Raw genomic sequence first — 16,741 nt, 5'->3', positions numbered from 1 at the left:
GAGTGCACCATATTGGTGCTTTAGTAATAAAAAGCGAGGATTAGCGGCTACACAAAGGTTTTGCCGTGCCAAAGTAAAGTCATTATTAATGGCTAGTAGAGAGGGGGAGCTTTGACCGTTAGCCCTGTGCTTGACGTCAAAACACAAGGCCATTTAGATAAAATAAATGATTAACCAACCCGCTTTTTATTCATCAATGTTATCAGTTAATAAAATGTTGACTTGCTCAATTTGCTGTACGGCATCATTGATGATTTGCGCAATTTGACGAGTTTGTTGTTCACTTAATTGTTTTAAAACCATTTTATGGCGCAAGAGCGCTTTAAAACGGCTGACAGCCATTTCGATCTCTTCAGATAAATTACCGCCGTGCTGCATATCACGCGCTTTGGCTAATTTACGGAAAATAATGGTTTCTGTCTCTTGATTCGCTTTTAAATGTGCTGCACCTTCTGCCGTGATTTTGAAACTTTTACGGTTACGTTCAACCACTTCTGACTCAAGGAAACCTTGTTCTTCGAGTAGTGTTAGCGTCGGATAAATAACACCTGGGCTTGGTACATAAAGGCCATTTGAGGCTTCTTGGATATCTTTGATAATTTCATAGCCATAGCTAGGTTTTTTAGCCACTAATGAAAGTACCATAATGTGCAAATCACCATGATCAAATAAACGGCGTAATCCACGACCTCTATGGCGACCACCACCCTGCCCACGTCCCTCACCGCGACCATGGCAACCTTCGCCATGACCATGACGACCTTCACCGTGGCAACATTGGTGTCCATGACCGTCTTCATGGCGTGAATGATAAACATGACGGCAACAATGAATTCGCATATAATTCTCCTTGATTAGATATATCGAATTTACGAGAACAAATATAATTAGATATATCTAATTGGTCAATTTAGATATATCTAAATTACAGAAAAAAGCGTGAAAGAGGGAGTTAGTAGAAGAATTTCTATTTTTTATTCTTTTTTACGGCTGTTAAAATTTAAAATATAGCGTATTATTCTGTTACTTTGTGATTTCTCAGTATTGATACCAGTTATTTTTTGAGATATTCCGTAGTTGTTACGCAACTAAATGTTTTTTAGTTAAAAACTTTTTATACAGTGATGAAATTCACATTTATTCCACTTGCGCGGAAAAACGTGTAAAATAACAGCAAATTAACGTAGAAAGTATGCTTCCTATTTTGCAGTTTTATAGTTAGGCTCTATAAAGCATATTCCTTTCCTGTCAATTAAACGGTAAAAATCCTTGTCAATTCAAAATTTAAGAAATATCGCCATCATCGCTCACGTTGACCATGGCAAGACAACACTGGTTGGTAAATTATTGCAGCAATCAGGCACGTTCGGTGAACGTGAAACTGTGGATGAGCGTGTTATGGACTCCAATGACTTGGAGAAAGAGCGTGGTATTACTATCCTTGCCAAAAATACCGCTATCAAATGGAATGACTATCGCATCAACATCGTAGATACCCCAGGTCACGCCGACTTTGGTGGAGAAGTTGAGCGTGTTATGTCAATGGTTGACAGCGTTCTGCTGGTGGTTGATGCCACTGATGGCCCTATGCCACAAACACGCTTCGTTACCCAAAAAGCGTTCGATAATGGCTTAAAACCGATTGTTGTTATCAATAAGGTTGACCGCTCTGGTGCACGCCCTGATTGGGTTATTGACCAAGTATTCGATTTATTCGTTAACTTAGGCGCAACGGATGAACAGCTTGATTTCCCTATCGTTTACGCGTCAGCAATAAACGGTATCGCGGGTCTTGACCATACAGATATGGCAGAAGACATGACCCCGCTTTATGAAGCAATTGTCAAATATGTTGAGCCACCAAAAGTTGATCTGGAAGGGCCTTTCCAGATGCAAGTTTCACAACTAGATTACAACAGCTACTTAGGTGTTATCGGTATTGGTCGTATCAAACGTGGTACTGTTAAGCCAAACCAACAAGTGACAGTTATCGATAGCGAAGGCAAAACACGTAACGGTAAAATCGGTAAAGTTCTGACTCACTTAGGTTTAGAACGTATTGATTCTCAACATGCAGAAGCAGGTGATATCGTTGCTCTGACGGGTTTAGGTGAACTAAACATTTCAGACACTATCTGTAATGTGGGTAATGTTGAAGCGTTACCAGCATTGGCGGTCGACGAACCAACCGTGAGCATGTTCTTCTGTGTTAACACCTCACCATTCTGTGGTCGTGAAGGTAAATATGTGACTTCGCGTCAGATCCTTGACCGTTTGAACAAAGAGCTAGTGCACAACGTGGCATTGCGTGTTGAAGAAACTCAAGATCCAGATGCATTCCGAGTTTCCGGTCGTGGTGAATTGCACTTGTCAGTTCTGATCGAAAACATGCGTCGTGAAGGCTTTGAGTTAGGTGTTTCTCGTCCAAAAGTTATCTTCCGTGAAGTGGATGGTCGTAAACAAGAGCCATTTGAGCAAGTGACTTTAGACGTTGAAGAGCAGCACCAAGGTGATGTCATGAAAGCGTTGGGTGAGCGTAAAGGTGACCTACGTGACATGATGCCAGATGGTAAAGGCCGTGTACGTCTTGATTATGTTATCCCAAGCCGTGGTTTGATCGGTTTCCGTACTGAATTTATGACGATGACGTCAGGTACGGGTTTGCTGTACTCAACATTCAGCCACTACGATGATGTTCGCCCAGGCGAAATTGGTGGTCGTCAAAATGGCGTATTGATCTCGAATGGTCAAGGTAAAGCAGTTGCTTACGCCCTGTACAGCCTACAAGACCGCGGTAAGCTATTCTTAGGTCATGGTGCAGAAGTGTATGAAGGCCAAATCATTGGTATTCACTCACGTTCAAATGACCTGACTGTGAACTGCTTAACAGGTAAAAAACTGACTAACATGCGTGCGTCTGGTACGGATGAAGCGACAACCTTGTCACCACCAATTAAAATGACTTTGGAACAAGCACTAGAGTTTATTGATGATGACGAATTAGTTGAAGTGACTCCACAGTCTATCCGTCTGCGTAAACGTCACTTAACTGAAAACGATCGTCGCCGTGCGAACCGTTCAAAAGAAGACTAATTTTTAGTTATTCTTCTTGCTGAAGGCGCTCATTGGGCGCTTTCAGATTGCTAACAAAGTCCTAGCCTAAAAGGTTAGGACTTTGCTGTTATGGGGCTAGTATAAATAGTGAGCTAGCCGACATATTCAAAGCCTCTCATTCCCATCATATTAATTCCAAACTATCGCACGAGATAAACACATTTCGGAAGGATATTTACGTTCGTAAAATCAATCAGTTCTGAGTGATATCTATTATCACACTGCAACTTGAGTAGATATAACGAATAATCAGTCATCGCGCGTGGAGAAGGAAAGCTCTTCCCAAAATTACCTTAATTTTGTTAGGCGCGATAAACGAACAGTAACGAAATTATTAGCGACACACATGTGTGACGACCTGAGCGGAATAAGTACAAACTACCGTGCATACAGCGCTGTATGTACGGTAGGGTAAGAGGATGGCGGGAAGCTATCCCACCTTCTATTGATACAGTAAATTTTAAAGGTAATGGGTGAATTATTAAGGTGTCAGTTGAGGATAAACCCCTGGCCCTATTGGTAAACCGGCATAGTACCAACCGACGAGCAGCAATATCCATACTGCAAAGAAAACCAGTGGGTAAGGCAGAATTAAGGTGTAATAAGTACCAAGTTGGGCATTTTTGTAATATCGCTGTAGAAACCCTAAAAATAGAGGTAAGAATGGTGACATCGGTGCAAGTGGGAGTACCGCGGAGTCAGCGATACGAAAGACTATCTGTGCAAAAGCAGGGTGGAAGCCTAACAGCACAAACATTGGCACAAATATTGGCGCTAAAATAGACCAAATTGCGGAGCCACTGGCAATAAACATACATAAGAATGCAGATAAAAACATCAAACCAATAAAGGCAGGCACGCCTGTCATTCCTAAATTTTCGAGTAAATCAGTCAAGCCAATCGCCATAAATTTCCCCATGTTGCTCCAGTTGAAAAACGCAACGAACTGAGACAGAGGGAAAACCATGACAATAAAGCCCGCCATGCTTTTCATGGGGTCAACTAATAGGTCAGGAATATCATTTGGTTTTTTAATTTGCTTGGTCGAAATACCATAAGTAATTGAGACGACAAAGAAGAAAATAATGATGACAGGCACAATACCTTTAATAAATGGTGAAGGGATCACCGAGCCTGTCTGTGGGTCACGAAGTGGTGCACCTTCAGGTACAACCATTAATGCGACGAGTCCAATAAATATTAATGCCGAGAGCCCGCTCATTAATAACCCACGATTTTGTAATGGGGTTAATTTTTCTAAGCGGTCATGAGAAGTGCCTTCCCACTTTGGTAATCGTGGCTCAATAAATTTATCCGTTAAGATGGCACCTGCAATCGTTAAGACGATGACGGATGTAGCCATAAAATACCAGTTATCAATGACACTAACATGTAAGTTAGGGTCGATGATCATGGCGGCTTCCGTACTGATCCCAGAGAGTAAAACATCCGTTGTAACAATCAGGAGGTTAGCGGTAAAGCCGGAGCCTACGCCAGCAATAGCCGCGAGTAGACCCGCGACGGGGTGACGACCAACCGCAATAAAAATTAATGCACCTAAAGGGGGCATAACCACCAAAGCGGCATCTGATGAAATATGGCTGAAAAAGGCGATAAATAACACCATATAGCTGGCGTAACGTTTATTAATCCCTGATGCCATCTTGTACATTAAGGCTTGTAATAAACCCACTTTTTCAGCGAGTCCTGCCCCGATGACGAGTGCTAAGATGGCGCCTAATGGAGCAAAGCTACTGAAGTTTTTGACAATATTAGGCAAAATCCACTGTATGCCTTCGACACTCAATAGGTTCTTTACGGAAACGAGTTCGCCGTTAGCTGGGTTCTTTACCGATAAATCAAACCAAGAAAGGATAGCCGTAGCGACCATTAAGATCGCCAGAAGATAGACAAAAAGAATGAAAGGGTTTGGTATTTTATTCCCAACACGCTCTATCCAACGAAAAATAGCACCTGGGCTCTTATTCATTGATGTTGTGGTTTGGCTCATGATGTTTTTCCTATGTATTTGCAATTATTGTTATTTTTATGGTCTTGATGGCGGGATTTGTGATTGTTATTGACCCGCCAATACAAAATTACTGCAATTTAGACGGCTTAACGTCAGGGGGAATTGGGCAGTGGTAAGGTTGTTGAGCACGTTGACGTTGAAACTCACTTTTTGCTTGAGCGAGTAAGTTCGGTGTTGTGAGTAGATCAACGGCGGTAGCTGCCATAATTTTCCCTGCTAATAGCATGCCTTTATGGGCGATAGATGTTCTTCCTTGCGCAACCAATTGCCATGTATGCAGAGGTGTGCCGAATGCAAAGCAAGGGCTAAAGCATTGTGCCGTTGGTGTGACCCAGCTGACATCCCCCACATCCGTTGAGCCATACATCAGTTCTTTTGATTCAACATAGGGTAAAACTTCATCCGTCAGAGCCTTGTTACCTTGGCGCTCACCCCATTTTATCGCTTGTTCACCACCACTACGCGCGGCATTCAGTTTTGCGTTGTGCAAATCATCTTTGGTTAAGGTGGCATGGATCTCTTCTGCAAATTGGCGCTCTTGCTCGCTGTATTCAGGAATACCGTAATGGGTAATATGCTGATACATCGCTTTTTCAATAGTGCGATTAGGAACATAATTTGAGCATGCTTTATCGAGTCGGATCTCTAATTGTGTACCAGTCATTAAAGCTGCGCCTTTAGCGATATCAATAACTCGTTGATAAATATCTTGAGCTTGGTCTAGCTGTGGTGCACGAACCAGATACAAAACTTCGGCATCTGCTTGAACGACGTTAGGGGAAGCGCCTCCCGTATTCGTGACTGCATAGTGGATGCGCGCTTCTTGAATAATATGTTCACGTAAAAATTGAACACCAACATTCATTAGGCTAACCGCGTCAAGTGCGCTACGGCCTAAATGTGGAGAGTTTGCCGCGTGTGCTGCAATGCCTTTGAAGCGAAATGCAGTTTGAATATTGGCGAGGGATTGAACATTGAAAACACCACTAAATGATTCAGGGTGCCATGTTACCGCCGCATCTACATCATCAAATAAGCCTTCTCTTACCATAAAAGTCTTACCTGAGCCGCCTTCTTCACCCGGACAGCCATAGAAACGTACTGTACCTGGTAGTTGGTTTTCCTCTATCCAAGCTTTTACGGCAAAGGCGGCAGCTAATGCGGCAGTTCCCAATAAATTATGCCCACAACCGTGACCATTACCGTTTTCAATAACGGGGCTAGGATGGCTACAAGCGGAGTGCTGACTTAAACCAGCAAGCGCATCGAATTCACCCAGCAGCGCTATCACAGGGGCGCCGGAGCCAAAGCTGGCAATAAATGCGGTATCAATATCGCCCACCCCTCTTTCTACAGTAAAGCCCTCTTGCTCCAGTGCATCAGCGAGTAGCCCAGCCGAGAAGGTCTCTTCAAAACGGGTTTCTGGATGATCCCAAATCGCATCGCTTAATTGGGTGAAACGTGCGCGATTCTGTTCAATATAATGATTGATGAATGATGTGAATGCGTTACTCATTAGGGTGATCTCCAAATTCAGGTAGCGAAAGCGCAATAGTGGCTAAGGTTTTGACGGCAACAGGCATAACATCTTCATCAAAATCAAAACGTTCATTGTGATGCCCTGCGCTAAGCTCAGTACCGAAAATCATATAGGTTGCTTGCCCACCAAGTGCTTTGGTGCGCTCCATAAAGTAGGTTGCATCTTCTGAACCTGCTGCTTGAGGTTTATCTTTAATAACGGAAGTCAGCTCAGGAATATTGTTCTGTGCTAGACGCATAATGAAATCGACCCATTGCGGGCTAGGATGACTACTTTGTGCAGCGCCCATTAATTTGATGTTGAAATCAACATCTTGCATTTTGGCGGCACCTTCAATGATATTGAGGGCTTTTTGATACATAAACGCATTAATATCATTCGTTTCGCCGCGCGTCTCAACTTTCATTAATGCGTGATCAGCAATGACATTACGTCCAATTCCTGCATTGAGTACACCAACATTGATACGAGAACTACCTTCACTATGCCGAGGAATACCATATAGACCCAGTGTGGCCTGAGCGGCGGCAACTAATGCGTTTTTGCCATCTTCTGGTCTTGCTCCTGAATGTGCGGCTTTCCCTTGAAAAGTGACATCAAATTTAGTGGTCGCAAGAAAACTTTTACTGCCACACACTAATTCCCCTTTAGGCACTCCAGTGCCGATATGTATGGCGACAAAGAAATCGACATCATCCACAACACCAGCGGTTGCCATTGATTTTGCTCCACGGGTTCCTTCTTCGGCAGGCTGGAAAATAATTTTGATACGACCAGTCAGTTGTGCTTGAAATTGCTTCAAGATATGTGCCAAACCGAGGCCAATGGCGGTATGACCGTCGTGACCACAGGCGTGCATCATATGGGCATTACAAGAAGAGAAGCCTTCTGCGTGTGGACGGTGCTGCTCAGTGAGATCTTCATTCAGATCTAACGCATCCATATCAACACGAAACGCCAGTGTAGGCCCCGGTTTACCCGTATCTAACGTCGCAACGATCCCCGTAAATCCTCCTGAAAAATAGGGAAGCCATTTGGTTAGCGCGCCTTGCTCAATGGCTCGTTTTTCTTGCTCTGCCAATTGCTGTGGTGAGGGAAGCCCCATACGATCTTCAGCGTTGATGACCTCCTTTCCTAGCTGTAATTGGTAGCCAAGGCGGTCCAGCTCATCAGCAACTAATGTTGCAGTTCGAAATTCAAACCAACCGGATTCGGCATATTGATGAAAATCACGCCGCCAAATTTGTAATTGATGTGTGATGGATCCAATAGCGTTATTTAAAGAAATCTCCATAATTGTTATCTCTTTTAGTTATCACGACAAAGTGGGAGTGGCTCGGTATAAATACCCAGAACGATTCAATTTAAATAAAATTAAATTTTATTTAATATTTTTAAACTAATTTAATATGCTGCATTTGATTGTTTTAATAATTAAAAAATAGTTAATAAGTAGTTATGTTAATTATTTGTTATTATCAAAAGTTGACTGTACACAATCAAAATAGGGTAAAAAAGATACGATTATCTTTGTCTATATAACTAATGGTTATCAGGGGCTAATATGGCTTTGCCAATAAAGTTGAATCAATTAAGGGCATTCGTTGAAGTGAGTCGCCATGGCAGCATTAGGGCGGCAAGCCGTTTTTTACAGCTTTCTCAGCCAGCATTGACCAAATCCATTCGTGAATTAGAAAGCTCTTTGGGAGCAAAATTATTTATTCGTAGTAATCAAGGGATCTATTTAACGGATTGTGGAGAAAGTTTTTTACGTCGTGCCAGTATTATTTTGGAAGAGTTACGTGTAGGGCAAGAGGAAATACAGCAGCGCATTGGGTTATCCAGCGGTACGATTAATATTGGTGTCGCAGGGAGTATTGCACGTTCAGTGATGCCAAAAGTCATTATTCAATTTCATCGTGACTTTCCCAATATCAAGATCCGTATCATGGAAGGGCAATTATTGACGATGTTGCCGCAATTACGCCAAGGTGAATTAGATTTTACGGTGAATACTTATTACCCCGGTAGTTTGGATGCTGAATTTAATTTTGAAAGGTTAATGCGCAAAGAATATAAGGTGATCATGCGTAAAGATCACCCGATGAGGCATGCTACGTCATTAGAGCAATTAGCAAATTGTGACTGGACAATGCCGACACCGAAAGGCACTTATTATAAGCAGCTTTCTGAAGTGTTCTCCAGAATGGAGAGACCAATGAGCTTTAGTGTGACATGTGAAACATTAATTGGCTGCATGAGCTTGGTGGCACAAAGCGATTTTTTGACGATTGTCTCTGTTGATACAATTGATGACCCTTTATTTGACCAGCAATTTATCGCACTAGATTTGGCTGAAAAATTGCCTTATGCAACTTTTGCGCTGGTGCAACGGCGGGATCATACCTTGTCGCCAGCAGGGGAGCATCTAGCTCGACTGTTTCGAATCTATTGTCATGATAGAGATGATGGCACCCTTTATTAATAAAAAAACAACAAATAATCTGCAATTAGGGCTGTTCAGTTGTATGAATTATGATTAAAGTGAATTTAGTTAATAACAACGAGGAAACGGTATGCTGTATATCTTCGATATGGGTAATGTGATTATTGATATCGACTTTAATCGTGTTTTTGATAAATGGTCAGAGCTGAGCGGTACGCCTTCTGAGCAGATCAAATCACGGTTTACTTTTGGGAATATCTTCCAACAACATGAGTGTGGCAAAATTTCAGATATTGAATTTGCTGAAATGCTATGCGAAGAACTTGGCATTACACTCAGTTTTGAAGAGTTTGCGGAAGGCTGGCACGCTATCTTTATGTCGGTGCGCCCAGAAGTTATTGATATAATGGAGCGCCTACGTGAGCAAGGGCATCGTGTTGTTGTTTTATCTAACACCAACCGCCTACACCTTGATTACTGGCCTGAACATTACCCTGAAATTGCAGCCTCCTCTGATTTCCTCTACCTATCTCAAGACTTGGGGATGCGCAAACCTGATCCAGCCATTTACCAATATGTTCTGGAATCTGAAGAGTTTGACGCGGCAGATGCCATATTCTTTGATGATGTTGAGGACAATATTAAGGCTGCCGAAGCGCTAGGTATCAAAGGTGTTCATGTCGTTAACAAAGACACTGTACCTGAATATTTTCGTACTTATGACTTCAACGCTGAAGTCGAATAATTAATGAGTTATCACCGTGGAGTAACCTAAACCGTTACTCCATATTTTTATAGAGTTACCATGATTGCATTAATACAGAGAGTCGCTCATGCAGCAGTCGTTGTGAATGAGCAAGTTGTTGGTCAAATCGGTTCTGGGTTACTTGTTTTACTCGGCGTTGAAAAAGATGATGACGAACAAAAAGCAAAACGGCTGTGTGAGAAAGTACTTGGTTATCGAATTTTTAGTGATGAACAGGGAAAAATGAACCTGAATGTTCAACAAGCTGGCGGTCATTTGTTAGTTGTCTCGCAATTTACATTGGCAGCAGATACGAAAAAAGGGATGAGACCCAGCTTTTCAGGGGGAGCAGAGCCTGCACGCGCTGAACAGCTATATGAATATTTTGTTGAACAGAGTCGCCAACAAGGTGTGATCACTGAAACAGGGCAATTTGCCGCGGATATGCAAGTCAGCCTGACCAACGACGGTCCTGTGACTTTCTGGTTGCAAGTCTGATTCAACTATTTAGGGGGAGACTATGTACCATCTGCGTGCACCTAAAGATGACGCTGAGTTTGATGCTTATTACCAGTTCCGCTGGGAGATGTTACGTAAACCCTTTAATCAGCCTCTTGGTTCTGAGAAAGATGGCTATGATCTTACTGCTTATCATCAAATGGTCGTTGATGATAAAAACCGTATTTTAGCGATCGGGCGGCTTTATATTAATGCCGATAATGAAGGCGCGATCCGCTTTCTTGCTGTTAATCCTGTGATGCAAGGTAAAGGTTTAGGTAAACTCATCTTGATGGCCCTAGAGTCCATTGCGCGACAAGAAAGTGTAAAACGCATTGTATCGAGTGTTCGGGAAGAGGCCGTTCCTTTCTTTAGTAAGATCGGCTTTGAAAGTCGTGGCCTTATCGCTGGTGAACTGAAAACACCCGTTCGCCACTATTTAATGATTAAACCGATTGAAACCCTCGATCAAATCCTCCATCGACCCGATTGGTGCGGCGAACTGCAACAAGCGTGGTATAAATATATCCCGTTAAGTGAAAAAATGGGTGTTCGTATTGAACAATATACAGGGAAAAAATTTATTACCACGATGCCTGAAGCGGGTAACCAAAACCCCCATGAAACAATTTTTGCAGGTAGCCAATTTTCACTGGCAACATTAACGGGATGGGGTTTGATTTGGCTACTCATGCAAGAGCACCAACTCGGTGGTGATATTGTCTTAGTGGATGCCAGCATTCGTTATAGCAAGCCTGTTAGTGGCAGGCCAACAGCCGTTGCCGATATGTCACATATGAGTGGCGACCTTGACCGTCTCGCAAGAGGAAGTAAAGCGAGAGTGAAACTTGAGGTAGCCGTCAGTGGCGCGAACAGTGAGGTTGGAGCAGTATTTAGTGGTGTCTATATGGTTTTACCGGTGGAAAAGACCATAAAATCATCTTGATGATAGCGATTGAGAGGCAGGCCAATGAGATGATTGGCCTGCCTTTCTATTATTGCGTAAGTAGCGCTGGGAGCTGATCGTTCGTTGGTAGAGAGCCCACAGGTTGTGACTCAGTAGGGGGCGCATCACTCTCAACAGAAGAGGTAACAACACCGTTCACCACAGTCCGATACATTTGCTTCCCTTGCAGTGGAGTAGCGACTAATTCACCATTTACGCTTTTTGCTAAGGATGGCGCTAATAAATCCCCTTGTAGTGATGTATCAAAATCGCCAATGACTTGAGGTGGAAAGCCTTGCCAGCCCCATTGATTTAGGACGGAAAGGTCGACATTCGTACCTGAAGCTCGCAGTAAAAATGGCACTTTTTTAGGTGACTGCTTCACCAATAGACCTACCTTCACAACCCCTTTATCAGTGCTGGCAGTTAATGAAGCCGCAGCAGAGGCTTGCCCACTTTGGCGTAAATCCATATAAGGCCGGCGTATCATAACTTGATTAACCGTTCCGCTATCTGCATTGAATGAGGCTTTACCACTCCAAATTCCCCACTGTTTTTGCTTAATAAGACTCACATTTTCTACGTTGCCACTGAGCGCAGTCAATTCGAATGGGAAACGAGAGTCGATATTCATAAGCAATGATTGAGATAGGGTAAATTGTTTGATAGTCAGCCCTGATAGCCAATTAGGAGAAGGTTGACTGAAAAATTGCAGCCAATTTTCAGGCAGGGTGTATAAAATACCGGCTAGTTTTGCGTCATTGAGGGTAAGGGTTTGGTCGTTACGTTGCCACACACCATTAAGGCTAAATACCCCTTTATAGTAATAACCTGAAAGCTTTTCAATGTTGAGGTTATCGCCCTGAATATTGAGATCACCAATCAGTGTATCGACCTGTTGGTCCTTGATAACCAATTGATTAACAGTAAAGTTAATATGGCTCTTAGGACTGCTCCAACTTCCTCTCACCCAGTTGATATGGTCAATTTCAGTATTAAGCCCTGAGATTGCCCAGTCTTTACCTTGGAGATCAACATTAGTTAGCGCAACATTTTTTAATGAGATAGTGCGTTGGCTCTCGATTGCTTCACGCAATGAGTCAAAGGGAATGCTATTTTGCCAGCCAACTTTATCCATCGCTAAAGAATTAATGGTGATAGAACCGTCTGCTAATGCTTTTCCTGAGCCTGTGATGTAGCCATTATTAAGATAGCCGCTGGCATCGGTAAATTCAGTGAGATTCTCTTGAAGCTTCCCTGTGATTGCAACATTTTTTAAGGGCAATTCATTGATATCTAACTGTTTAGTGGTGAAGCGGAAATCACCATAACCAAACGGGTGGTTTGTGGTTGGCTGCCATGGTGTGATGCCACCTGTGAACCCAGAAACTTGAAGGCGATTTTCTGCTTGGTTTAGCTGGATATTGCTATTTTCAAACTGGAGGATATTTGCACTCAATGGAATTGGCGTTGACGTTTCTGAGGTCGTCGCCGCTAAATTACCTTGCGTGATCACGAAGCGACGAATTGCGGTACCGCTAAACAGATTCCGCCAATTAACATCGACAACAATTTGTTTCGCATCCAGTGTCATGTCTTGATTACGCGAAGCGATTTTTACGTCTTGGAAAACAAATTCACCCGCATTCGAAAACTCATGCCCCATGATACCAACATCAATATCAAAATCGGTGAATTTACTTAAAAAATGGCTAGCGTAGGATGCACCCCAGCGTGTTTGCAACCCTGCATAGGTGAATATCACGGCGAGTAAGAACAGTAGCAGAAGCGCTATGATGAGCTTGGTTAACCACCTCATGGTTTATCTGCCCCTCCATAATTGGACTGATGGGTAAATGCGCTGATGGATAAATTATCAAGATAGAATACAGAATAACCGCCAGTGTATTCAACTCTGGCGGTAAATGACAGGTTACTTTTCGTGAGGGAAAATTAAATTCAGAACAATTGCGGTTAAACCCCCTGCGGCAATACCGGATGAAAAGAGTGTTTTCAGCCAATCAGGGGCAAATTGTAAAATAAGTGGCTGTTGTGAAACCCCCATACCGACCGCAAGCGATAAGGCGATAATCATAATTGCACGGCGGTTGAGGGGTTCACGGGAAACAATACGCACACCAGAAGCTGCAATCGTACCAAACATCACAATGGTGGCACCGCCTAAAACAGGCTCAGGAATTTGTTGAACAAAGCCGGCGACAGCAGGAAATACCCCTAATAGGATCAACATTAAAGCAACGATATAACCCACGTAGCGGCTTGCCACGCCAGTAAGCTGGATCACGCCATTATTTTGGCCAAAGCAGGAGTTAGGGAAGGTGTTAAATACAGCAGATACCATGGAGTTCAAACCATTTGCTAACACTCCGCCTTTAATTCGCTTCATATAAATGGGGCCGCGCACAGGTTGCTCGGAGACATCGGAGGTCGCGGTGATATCGCCAATTGTCTCTAAAGAGGTCACCATAAAAATGAGCATGAGTGGGATCAGCAAGTTCCAATCAAAGGATAATCCATAATAGAAAGGTTCAGGTATGGTGATCACGGATTGTGTGCTATCGGTGTCTTGAGTTGTGGGAAGCATATCCATCCACCAAGCCGCAAGATAGCCGATTGCCATAGCTATCACCAAAGAGGCGACGCGTAAGTAAGGGTTTTTTTGGCGATTGAGTAAAATAATGACAGCCAACACAATACCTGCCAGTAGCAAATAATCGGGGGAGCCAAAGGTATTATCAGTTATTGCGCTGTGCCCGCCACCAATAGAAGTCAGACCGACTTGGATCAGTGACAGCCCAATGATCATGACTACCACGCCAGATACTAATGGGGTAATCACTCGACGAGCTAAATGCAGAAAACGCGATAAAACAACTTCAGTGAGTGCTGCGACCAACAGTGTGCCAAATAGTGCCGCCATCATTGAGGGGATATCAGCGCCACCTTGTTTGAGTGCAACACCCCCCATAATTAAAGGTGCAACAAAGTTAAAACTGGTGCCTTGGATAGATAATAGCCCGGAGCCAACAGGCCCCCAAGCACGGATCTGAATTAAGGAAGCAATACCCGAAGCAAACAGTGACATACTGATAATGCGCTGTGTTTCATGGGCGGGTAGCCCTAATGACTGGCAAATAAGCATTGCGGGGGTAATGACGGCCACAAACATGGCGAGAAGGTGCTGACCCGCAGCAAACAACGCCTGAGGGAGTGGTGGCCTATCTTCTAAACGGTAAATGAGTTCACTTTTTGGCTCGACTTCAACGGCCTGTCTTTGAGATGCTTCGGTGGTCATTTTGGTATTTCTCTGCCAACAAAAAACGCATTGTAAAGCGACCACGTAAAAAAGCAATCGTTTGCGCGAAAAATATTTCTTTATAGTTAGATAAGGAATGTCACATTTTTATATGTTTTAACTTGTGTTTATCTCCGATTTTTTTTCTAATTCAGGAACCTGCTTTTGGCGTTTTAAGGAAGAAATTAACGTCTTACTAGTTTTAAATAATATTAACAACAGACGAGGTACATAAATGTATCATCTCGATGTCTACGGTACGCTTGTGGCTGCTACCCTTGTGCTATTGCTCGGACGTAAGCTTGTAAAATCAGTTCCTTTCCTCGAAAAATATACTATCCCGGAGCCTGTTGCAGGCGGGTTGCTGGTCGCTTTTAGCTTATTGGTGATCAAGCAAGTATTTGATTGGAGCTTGTCTTTCGACCTTTCATTACAAGAACCTATGATGTTGGCATTCTTTGCCACGATTGGTTTAAACGCAAACTTAGCCAGCTTGAAAGCTGGTGGTAGAGCACTGTTTATTTTCATTTTTGTCGTTGTAGGTTTACTATTAGTACAAAATACGGTTGGTATTGCCTTAGCCGAATTACTTGGCCTTGACCCGCTAATGGGGCTGCTTGCTGGCTCTATCACTTTATCTGGTGGTCATGGTACAGGGGCTGCTTGGGGTAAAATCTTTACGGATAGCTATGGTTTCCAAAGTGCGACTGAAGTTGCGATGGCATGTGCAACATTCGGTCTTGTGCTTGGCGGGCTCATTGGTGGGCCAGTTGCACGTTTCTTAATCCGTAATATTCCAACGCCAGGCACTGCTGAAGATGATAAAGATGTACCAACAGCATTTGAGAAGCCGCAATCAGGCCGAATGATCACCTCTATGGTGTTGATTGAAACTATTGCATTAATTGCGATTTGTTTGATGGCGGGGAGTTTTATTGCTGGCTTACTGGCAGATACTGCCTTTGCACTTCCTAAATTCGTTTGTGTGTTATTTGTTGGGGTTATCTTAAGTAATAGCCTATCTTTAGCGGGCTTTTATCGCGTGTTTGACCGCGCGGTTTCTGTTGTTGGTAACGTTAGCCTTTCCCTATTCCTTGCGATGGCTCTGATGAGCCTGAAGTTGTGGGAACTGGCATCTTTAGCGATTCCTATGCTGATTATTTTGGCAGTCCAAGCCTGTGTGATGGCGGGTTATGCTATTTTCGTTACCTTCCGCGTGATGGGTAAAAACTATGATGCGGCGATATTGGCGGCAGGGCACTGTGGTTTCGGCCTAGGTGCAACGCCAACAGCAATCGCGAACATGCAAGCGGTCACGGACAAATTTGGTCCATCACACCTTGCATTCTTAGTTGTTCCAATGGTTGGCGCATTCTTTATTGATATCGTTAACGCGATTGTGATCAAACTATATCTAATGTTACCCGTATTCCCATCAGTGGCTGGATAACAGATAAAAAATATATAAAGGTAAATAGCAGGTATTGCCGTGAATTTATTCACGGCAATTTTCGTTTATAGGGTACAAAATGATGCAATTAGCGTGATGTGTGCAACAGGCTCAGCTGATTTAGCGCTGAAATTAGCGCATTTTCATAGTGGTAAAGTGTTTCAGGGTAAGAGGCATCACTGTTGGAAGGTGAGAAATTAACTTCAGAGAGTTTAATTTCTAAATGAGATTCTGTAGTACGCATATGAATGCCTTGCAAAACTTGTTGCAACTGCTCCGCAGCTTTTCCTCCACCTCGATTGGCATAACTGACCATTAAGGCAGGTTTGTTGTTCCACTCTTTATACAAATGGTCTATCGCATTTTTTAGTGCAGCGGGATAGCCCCAGTTATATTGTGGGAAAACAAAAATATAAGCATCGGCTTCAGCGATTTTTTTGCTCCAAGCAATGGTATGCTCTTGGGTATATATTCCTTCGGCGGGGAGATAGGGCTCATCATCCATTGGTAAATGCCAATCTCTGAGATCAAGGATTTCAGTAGGGTATTTTTTCTCGGCAACATCCTTAACCCAGCGTGCTATCTGAGGTCCTATTCGTGCTTGTCGAACACTACCAATTAAGATTTGTATCTTCATGTTCCACTATCCCTTGT

The 16,741-nt window shown here is 43.2% G+C and carries 13 protein-coding genes; 6 read left to right on the top strand and 7 right to left on the bottom strand.

All coding sequences use genetic code 11. The features are described from left to right. Positions 1-186 precede the first annotated feature (186 nt). Positions 187-840 carry a PadR family transcriptional regulator gene (locus PR833_RS10210; protein ID WP_225829616.1) on the bottom strand — a complete coding sequence of 218 codons (654 nt, stop codon included), beginning with the start codon at positions 838-840 and terminating at the stop codon, positions 187-189. Positions 841-1,269: 429 nt separating this feature from the next. Here PR833_RS10210 and typA point away from each other — a divergent pair, with 429 nt between their 5' ends. Beyond that, entirely contained in the window at positions 1,270-3,093 is a 1,824-nt protein-coding gene (gene typA, locus PR833_RS10205) for a ribosome-dependent GTPase TypA (RefSeq protein WP_004923655.1), read from the top strand. 502 nt (positions 3,094-3,595) lie between these two features. On the opposite strand, the gene abgT is transcribed toward typA, so the two are convergent. The 3 genes from abgT to PR833_RS10190 all read right to left on the bottom strand — a co-directional run bounded on the left by abgT (position 3,596) and on the right by PR833_RS10190 (position 7,980). Further along, positions 3,596-5,125 (bottom strand): p-aminobenzoyl-glutamate transporter, encoded by a 1,530-nt coding sequence (abgT, locus tag PR833_RS10200; protein WP_014657002.1) that lies wholly within the window; start codon positions 5,123-5,125, stop codon positions 3,596-3,598. 88 nt (positions 5,126-5,213) lie between these two features. Then, positions 5,214-6,662 carry a M20 family metallopeptidase gene (locus tag PR833_RS10195; protein WP_004923660.1) on the bottom strand — a complete coding sequence of 483 codons (1,449 nt, stop codon included), beginning with the start codon at positions 6,660-6,662 and terminating at the stop codon, positions 5,214-5,216. Then, the gene (locus PR833_RS10190; protein WP_272526077.1) at positions 6,655-7,980 is read right to left on the bottom strand and encodes a M20 family metallo-hydrolase; all 1,326 of its coding nucleotides are present in this window, start codon (positions 7,978-7,980) and stop codon (positions 6,655-6,657) included. Before PR833_RS10190 ends, PR833_RS10195 begins: the two co-directional genes overlap by 8 nt. A gap of 270 nt (positions 7,981-8,250) precedes the next feature. Between PR833_RS10190 and PR833_RS10185 the strand changes: the two genes are divergently transcribed. From PR833_RS10185 to fabY, 4 genes are all read left to right on the top strand, one after another. Further along, the gene (locus tag PR833_RS10185; protein WP_014656999.1) at positions 8,251-9,171 is read left to right on the top strand and encodes a LysR family transcriptional regulator; all 921 of its coding nucleotides are present in this window, start codon (positions 8,251-8,253) and stop codon (positions 9,169-9,171) included. 91 nt (positions 9,172-9,262) lie between these two features. Next, a complete protein-coding gene (gene yihX / locus PR833_RS10180) occupies positions 9,263-9,877 on the top strand; it encodes a glucose-1-phosphatase (RefSeq protein ID WP_004923670.1) in 615 nt (204 codons plus the stop codon). Positions 9,878-9,937: 60 nt separating this feature from the next. Further along, on the top strand, positions 9,938-10,375 hold the full coding sequence (dtd, locus tag PR833_RS10175; protein ID WP_004923673.1) for a D-aminoacyl-tRNA deacylase: 438 nt from the start codon (positions 9,938-9,940) through the stop codon (positions 10,373-10,375). Positions 10,376-10,397: 22 nt separating this feature from the next. Beyond that, complete coding sequence (fabY, locus tag PR833_RS10170) at positions 10,398-11,321, top strand: fatty acid biosynthesis protein FabY (protein ID WP_004923676.1); 924 nt, start codon at positions 10,398-10,400, stop codon at positions 11,319-11,321. A gap of 49 nt (positions 11,322-11,370) precedes the next feature. Here the strand turns inward: fabY and PR833_RS10165 are convergent, their stop codons facing one another. Then, positions 11,371-13,140, bottom strand: a complete 1,770-nt coding sequence (locus tag PR833_RS10165; protein ID WP_040132693.1) for an AsmA family protein — start codon at positions 13,138-13,140, stop codon at positions 11,371-11,373. A 114-nt stretch (positions 13,141-13,254) separates the two neighbouring features. Beyond that, positions 13,255-14,637 carry a uracil-xanthine permease family protein gene (locus PR833_RS10160; protein ID WP_053110245.1) on the bottom strand — a complete coding sequence of 461 codons (1,383 nt, stop codon included), beginning with the start codon at positions 14,635-14,637 and terminating at the stop codon, positions 13,255-13,257. A 235-nt stretch (positions 14,638-14,872) separates the two neighbouring features. Here PR833_RS10160 and gltS point away from each other — a divergent pair, with 235 nt between their 5' ends. Further along, positions 14,873-16,087 carry a sodium/glutamate symporter gene (gene gltS / locus PR833_RS10155; RefSeq protein ID WP_004923688.1) on the top strand — a complete coding sequence of 405 codons (1,215 nt, stop codon included), beginning with the start codon at positions 14,873-14,875 and terminating at the stop codon, positions 16,085-16,087. An 88-nt stretch (positions 16,088-16,175) separates the two neighbouring features. On the opposite strand, the gene PR833_RS10150 is transcribed toward gltS, so the two are convergent. Beyond that, positions 16,176-16,724 carry an NADPH-dependent FMN reductase gene (locus tag PR833_RS10150; protein WP_060561273.1) on the bottom strand — a complete coding sequence of 183 codons (549 nt, stop codon included), beginning with the start codon at positions 16,722-16,724 and terminating at the stop codon, positions 16,176-16,178. Positions 16,725-16,741: the final 17 nt, after the last annotated feature.

Origin of the sequence: Providencia sp. PROV189 (assembly GCF_028480065.1) — a bacterium.
Lineage (GTDB): Bacteria > Pseudomonadota > Gammaproteobacteria > Enterobacterales > Enterobacteriaceae > Providencia > Providencia stuartii.
The sequence above is the reverse complement of the archived record's forward strand: the minus strand, read 5'-3'. Positions and strand labels throughout refer to the sequence as shown.

Excerpts from the sequence above, each read along its gene's own strand:
- PR833_RS10195 (WP_004923660.1), bottom strand. The coding sequence starts at position 6,662 with ATGAGTAACGCATTCACATCATTCATCAATCATTATATTGAACAGAAT.
- dtd (WP_004923673.1), top strand. The coding sequence starts at position 9,938 with ATGATTGCATTAATACAGAGAGTCGCTCATGCAGCAGTCGTTGTGAAT.
- abgT (WP_014657002.1), bottom strand. The coding sequence starts at position 5,125 with ATGAGCCAAACCACAACATCAATGAATAAGAGCCCAGGTGCTATTTTT.
- fabY (WP_004923676.1), top strand. The coding sequence starts at position 10,398 with ATGTACCATCTGCGTGCACCTAAAGATGACGCTGAGTTTGATGCTTAT.
- PR833_RS10185 (WP_014656999.1), top strand. The coding sequence starts at position 8,251 with ATGGCTTTGCCAATAAAGTTGAATCAATTAAGGGCATTCGTTGAAGTG.
- yihX (WP_004923670.1), top strand. The coding sequence starts at position 9,263 with ATGCTGTATATCTTCGATATGGGTAATGTGATTATTGATATCGACTTT.
- gltS (WP_004923688.1), top strand. The coding sequence starts at position 14,873 with ATGTATCATCTCGATGTCTACGGTACGCTTGTGGCTGCTACCCTTGTG.
- PR833_RS10165 (WP_040132693.1), bottom strand. The coding sequence starts at position 13,140 with ATGAGGTGGTTAACCAAGCTCATCATAGCGCTTCTGCTACTGTTCTTA.
- PR833_RS10210 (WP_225829616.1), bottom strand. The coding sequence starts at position 840 with ATGCGAATTCATTGTTGCCGTCATGTTTATCATTCACGCCATGAAGAC.
- PR833_RS10190 (WP_272526077.1), bottom strand. The coding sequence starts at position 7,980 with ATGGAGATTTCTTTAAATAACGCTATTGGATCCATCACACATCAATTA.
- PR833_RS10160 (WP_053110245.1), bottom strand. The coding sequence starts at position 14,637 with ATGACCACCGAAGCATCTCAAAGACAGGCCGTTGAAGTCGAGCCAAAA.
- PR833_RS10150 (WP_060561273.1), bottom strand. The coding sequence starts at position 16,724 with ATGAAGATACAAATCTTAATTGGTAGTGTTCGACAAGCACGAATAGGA.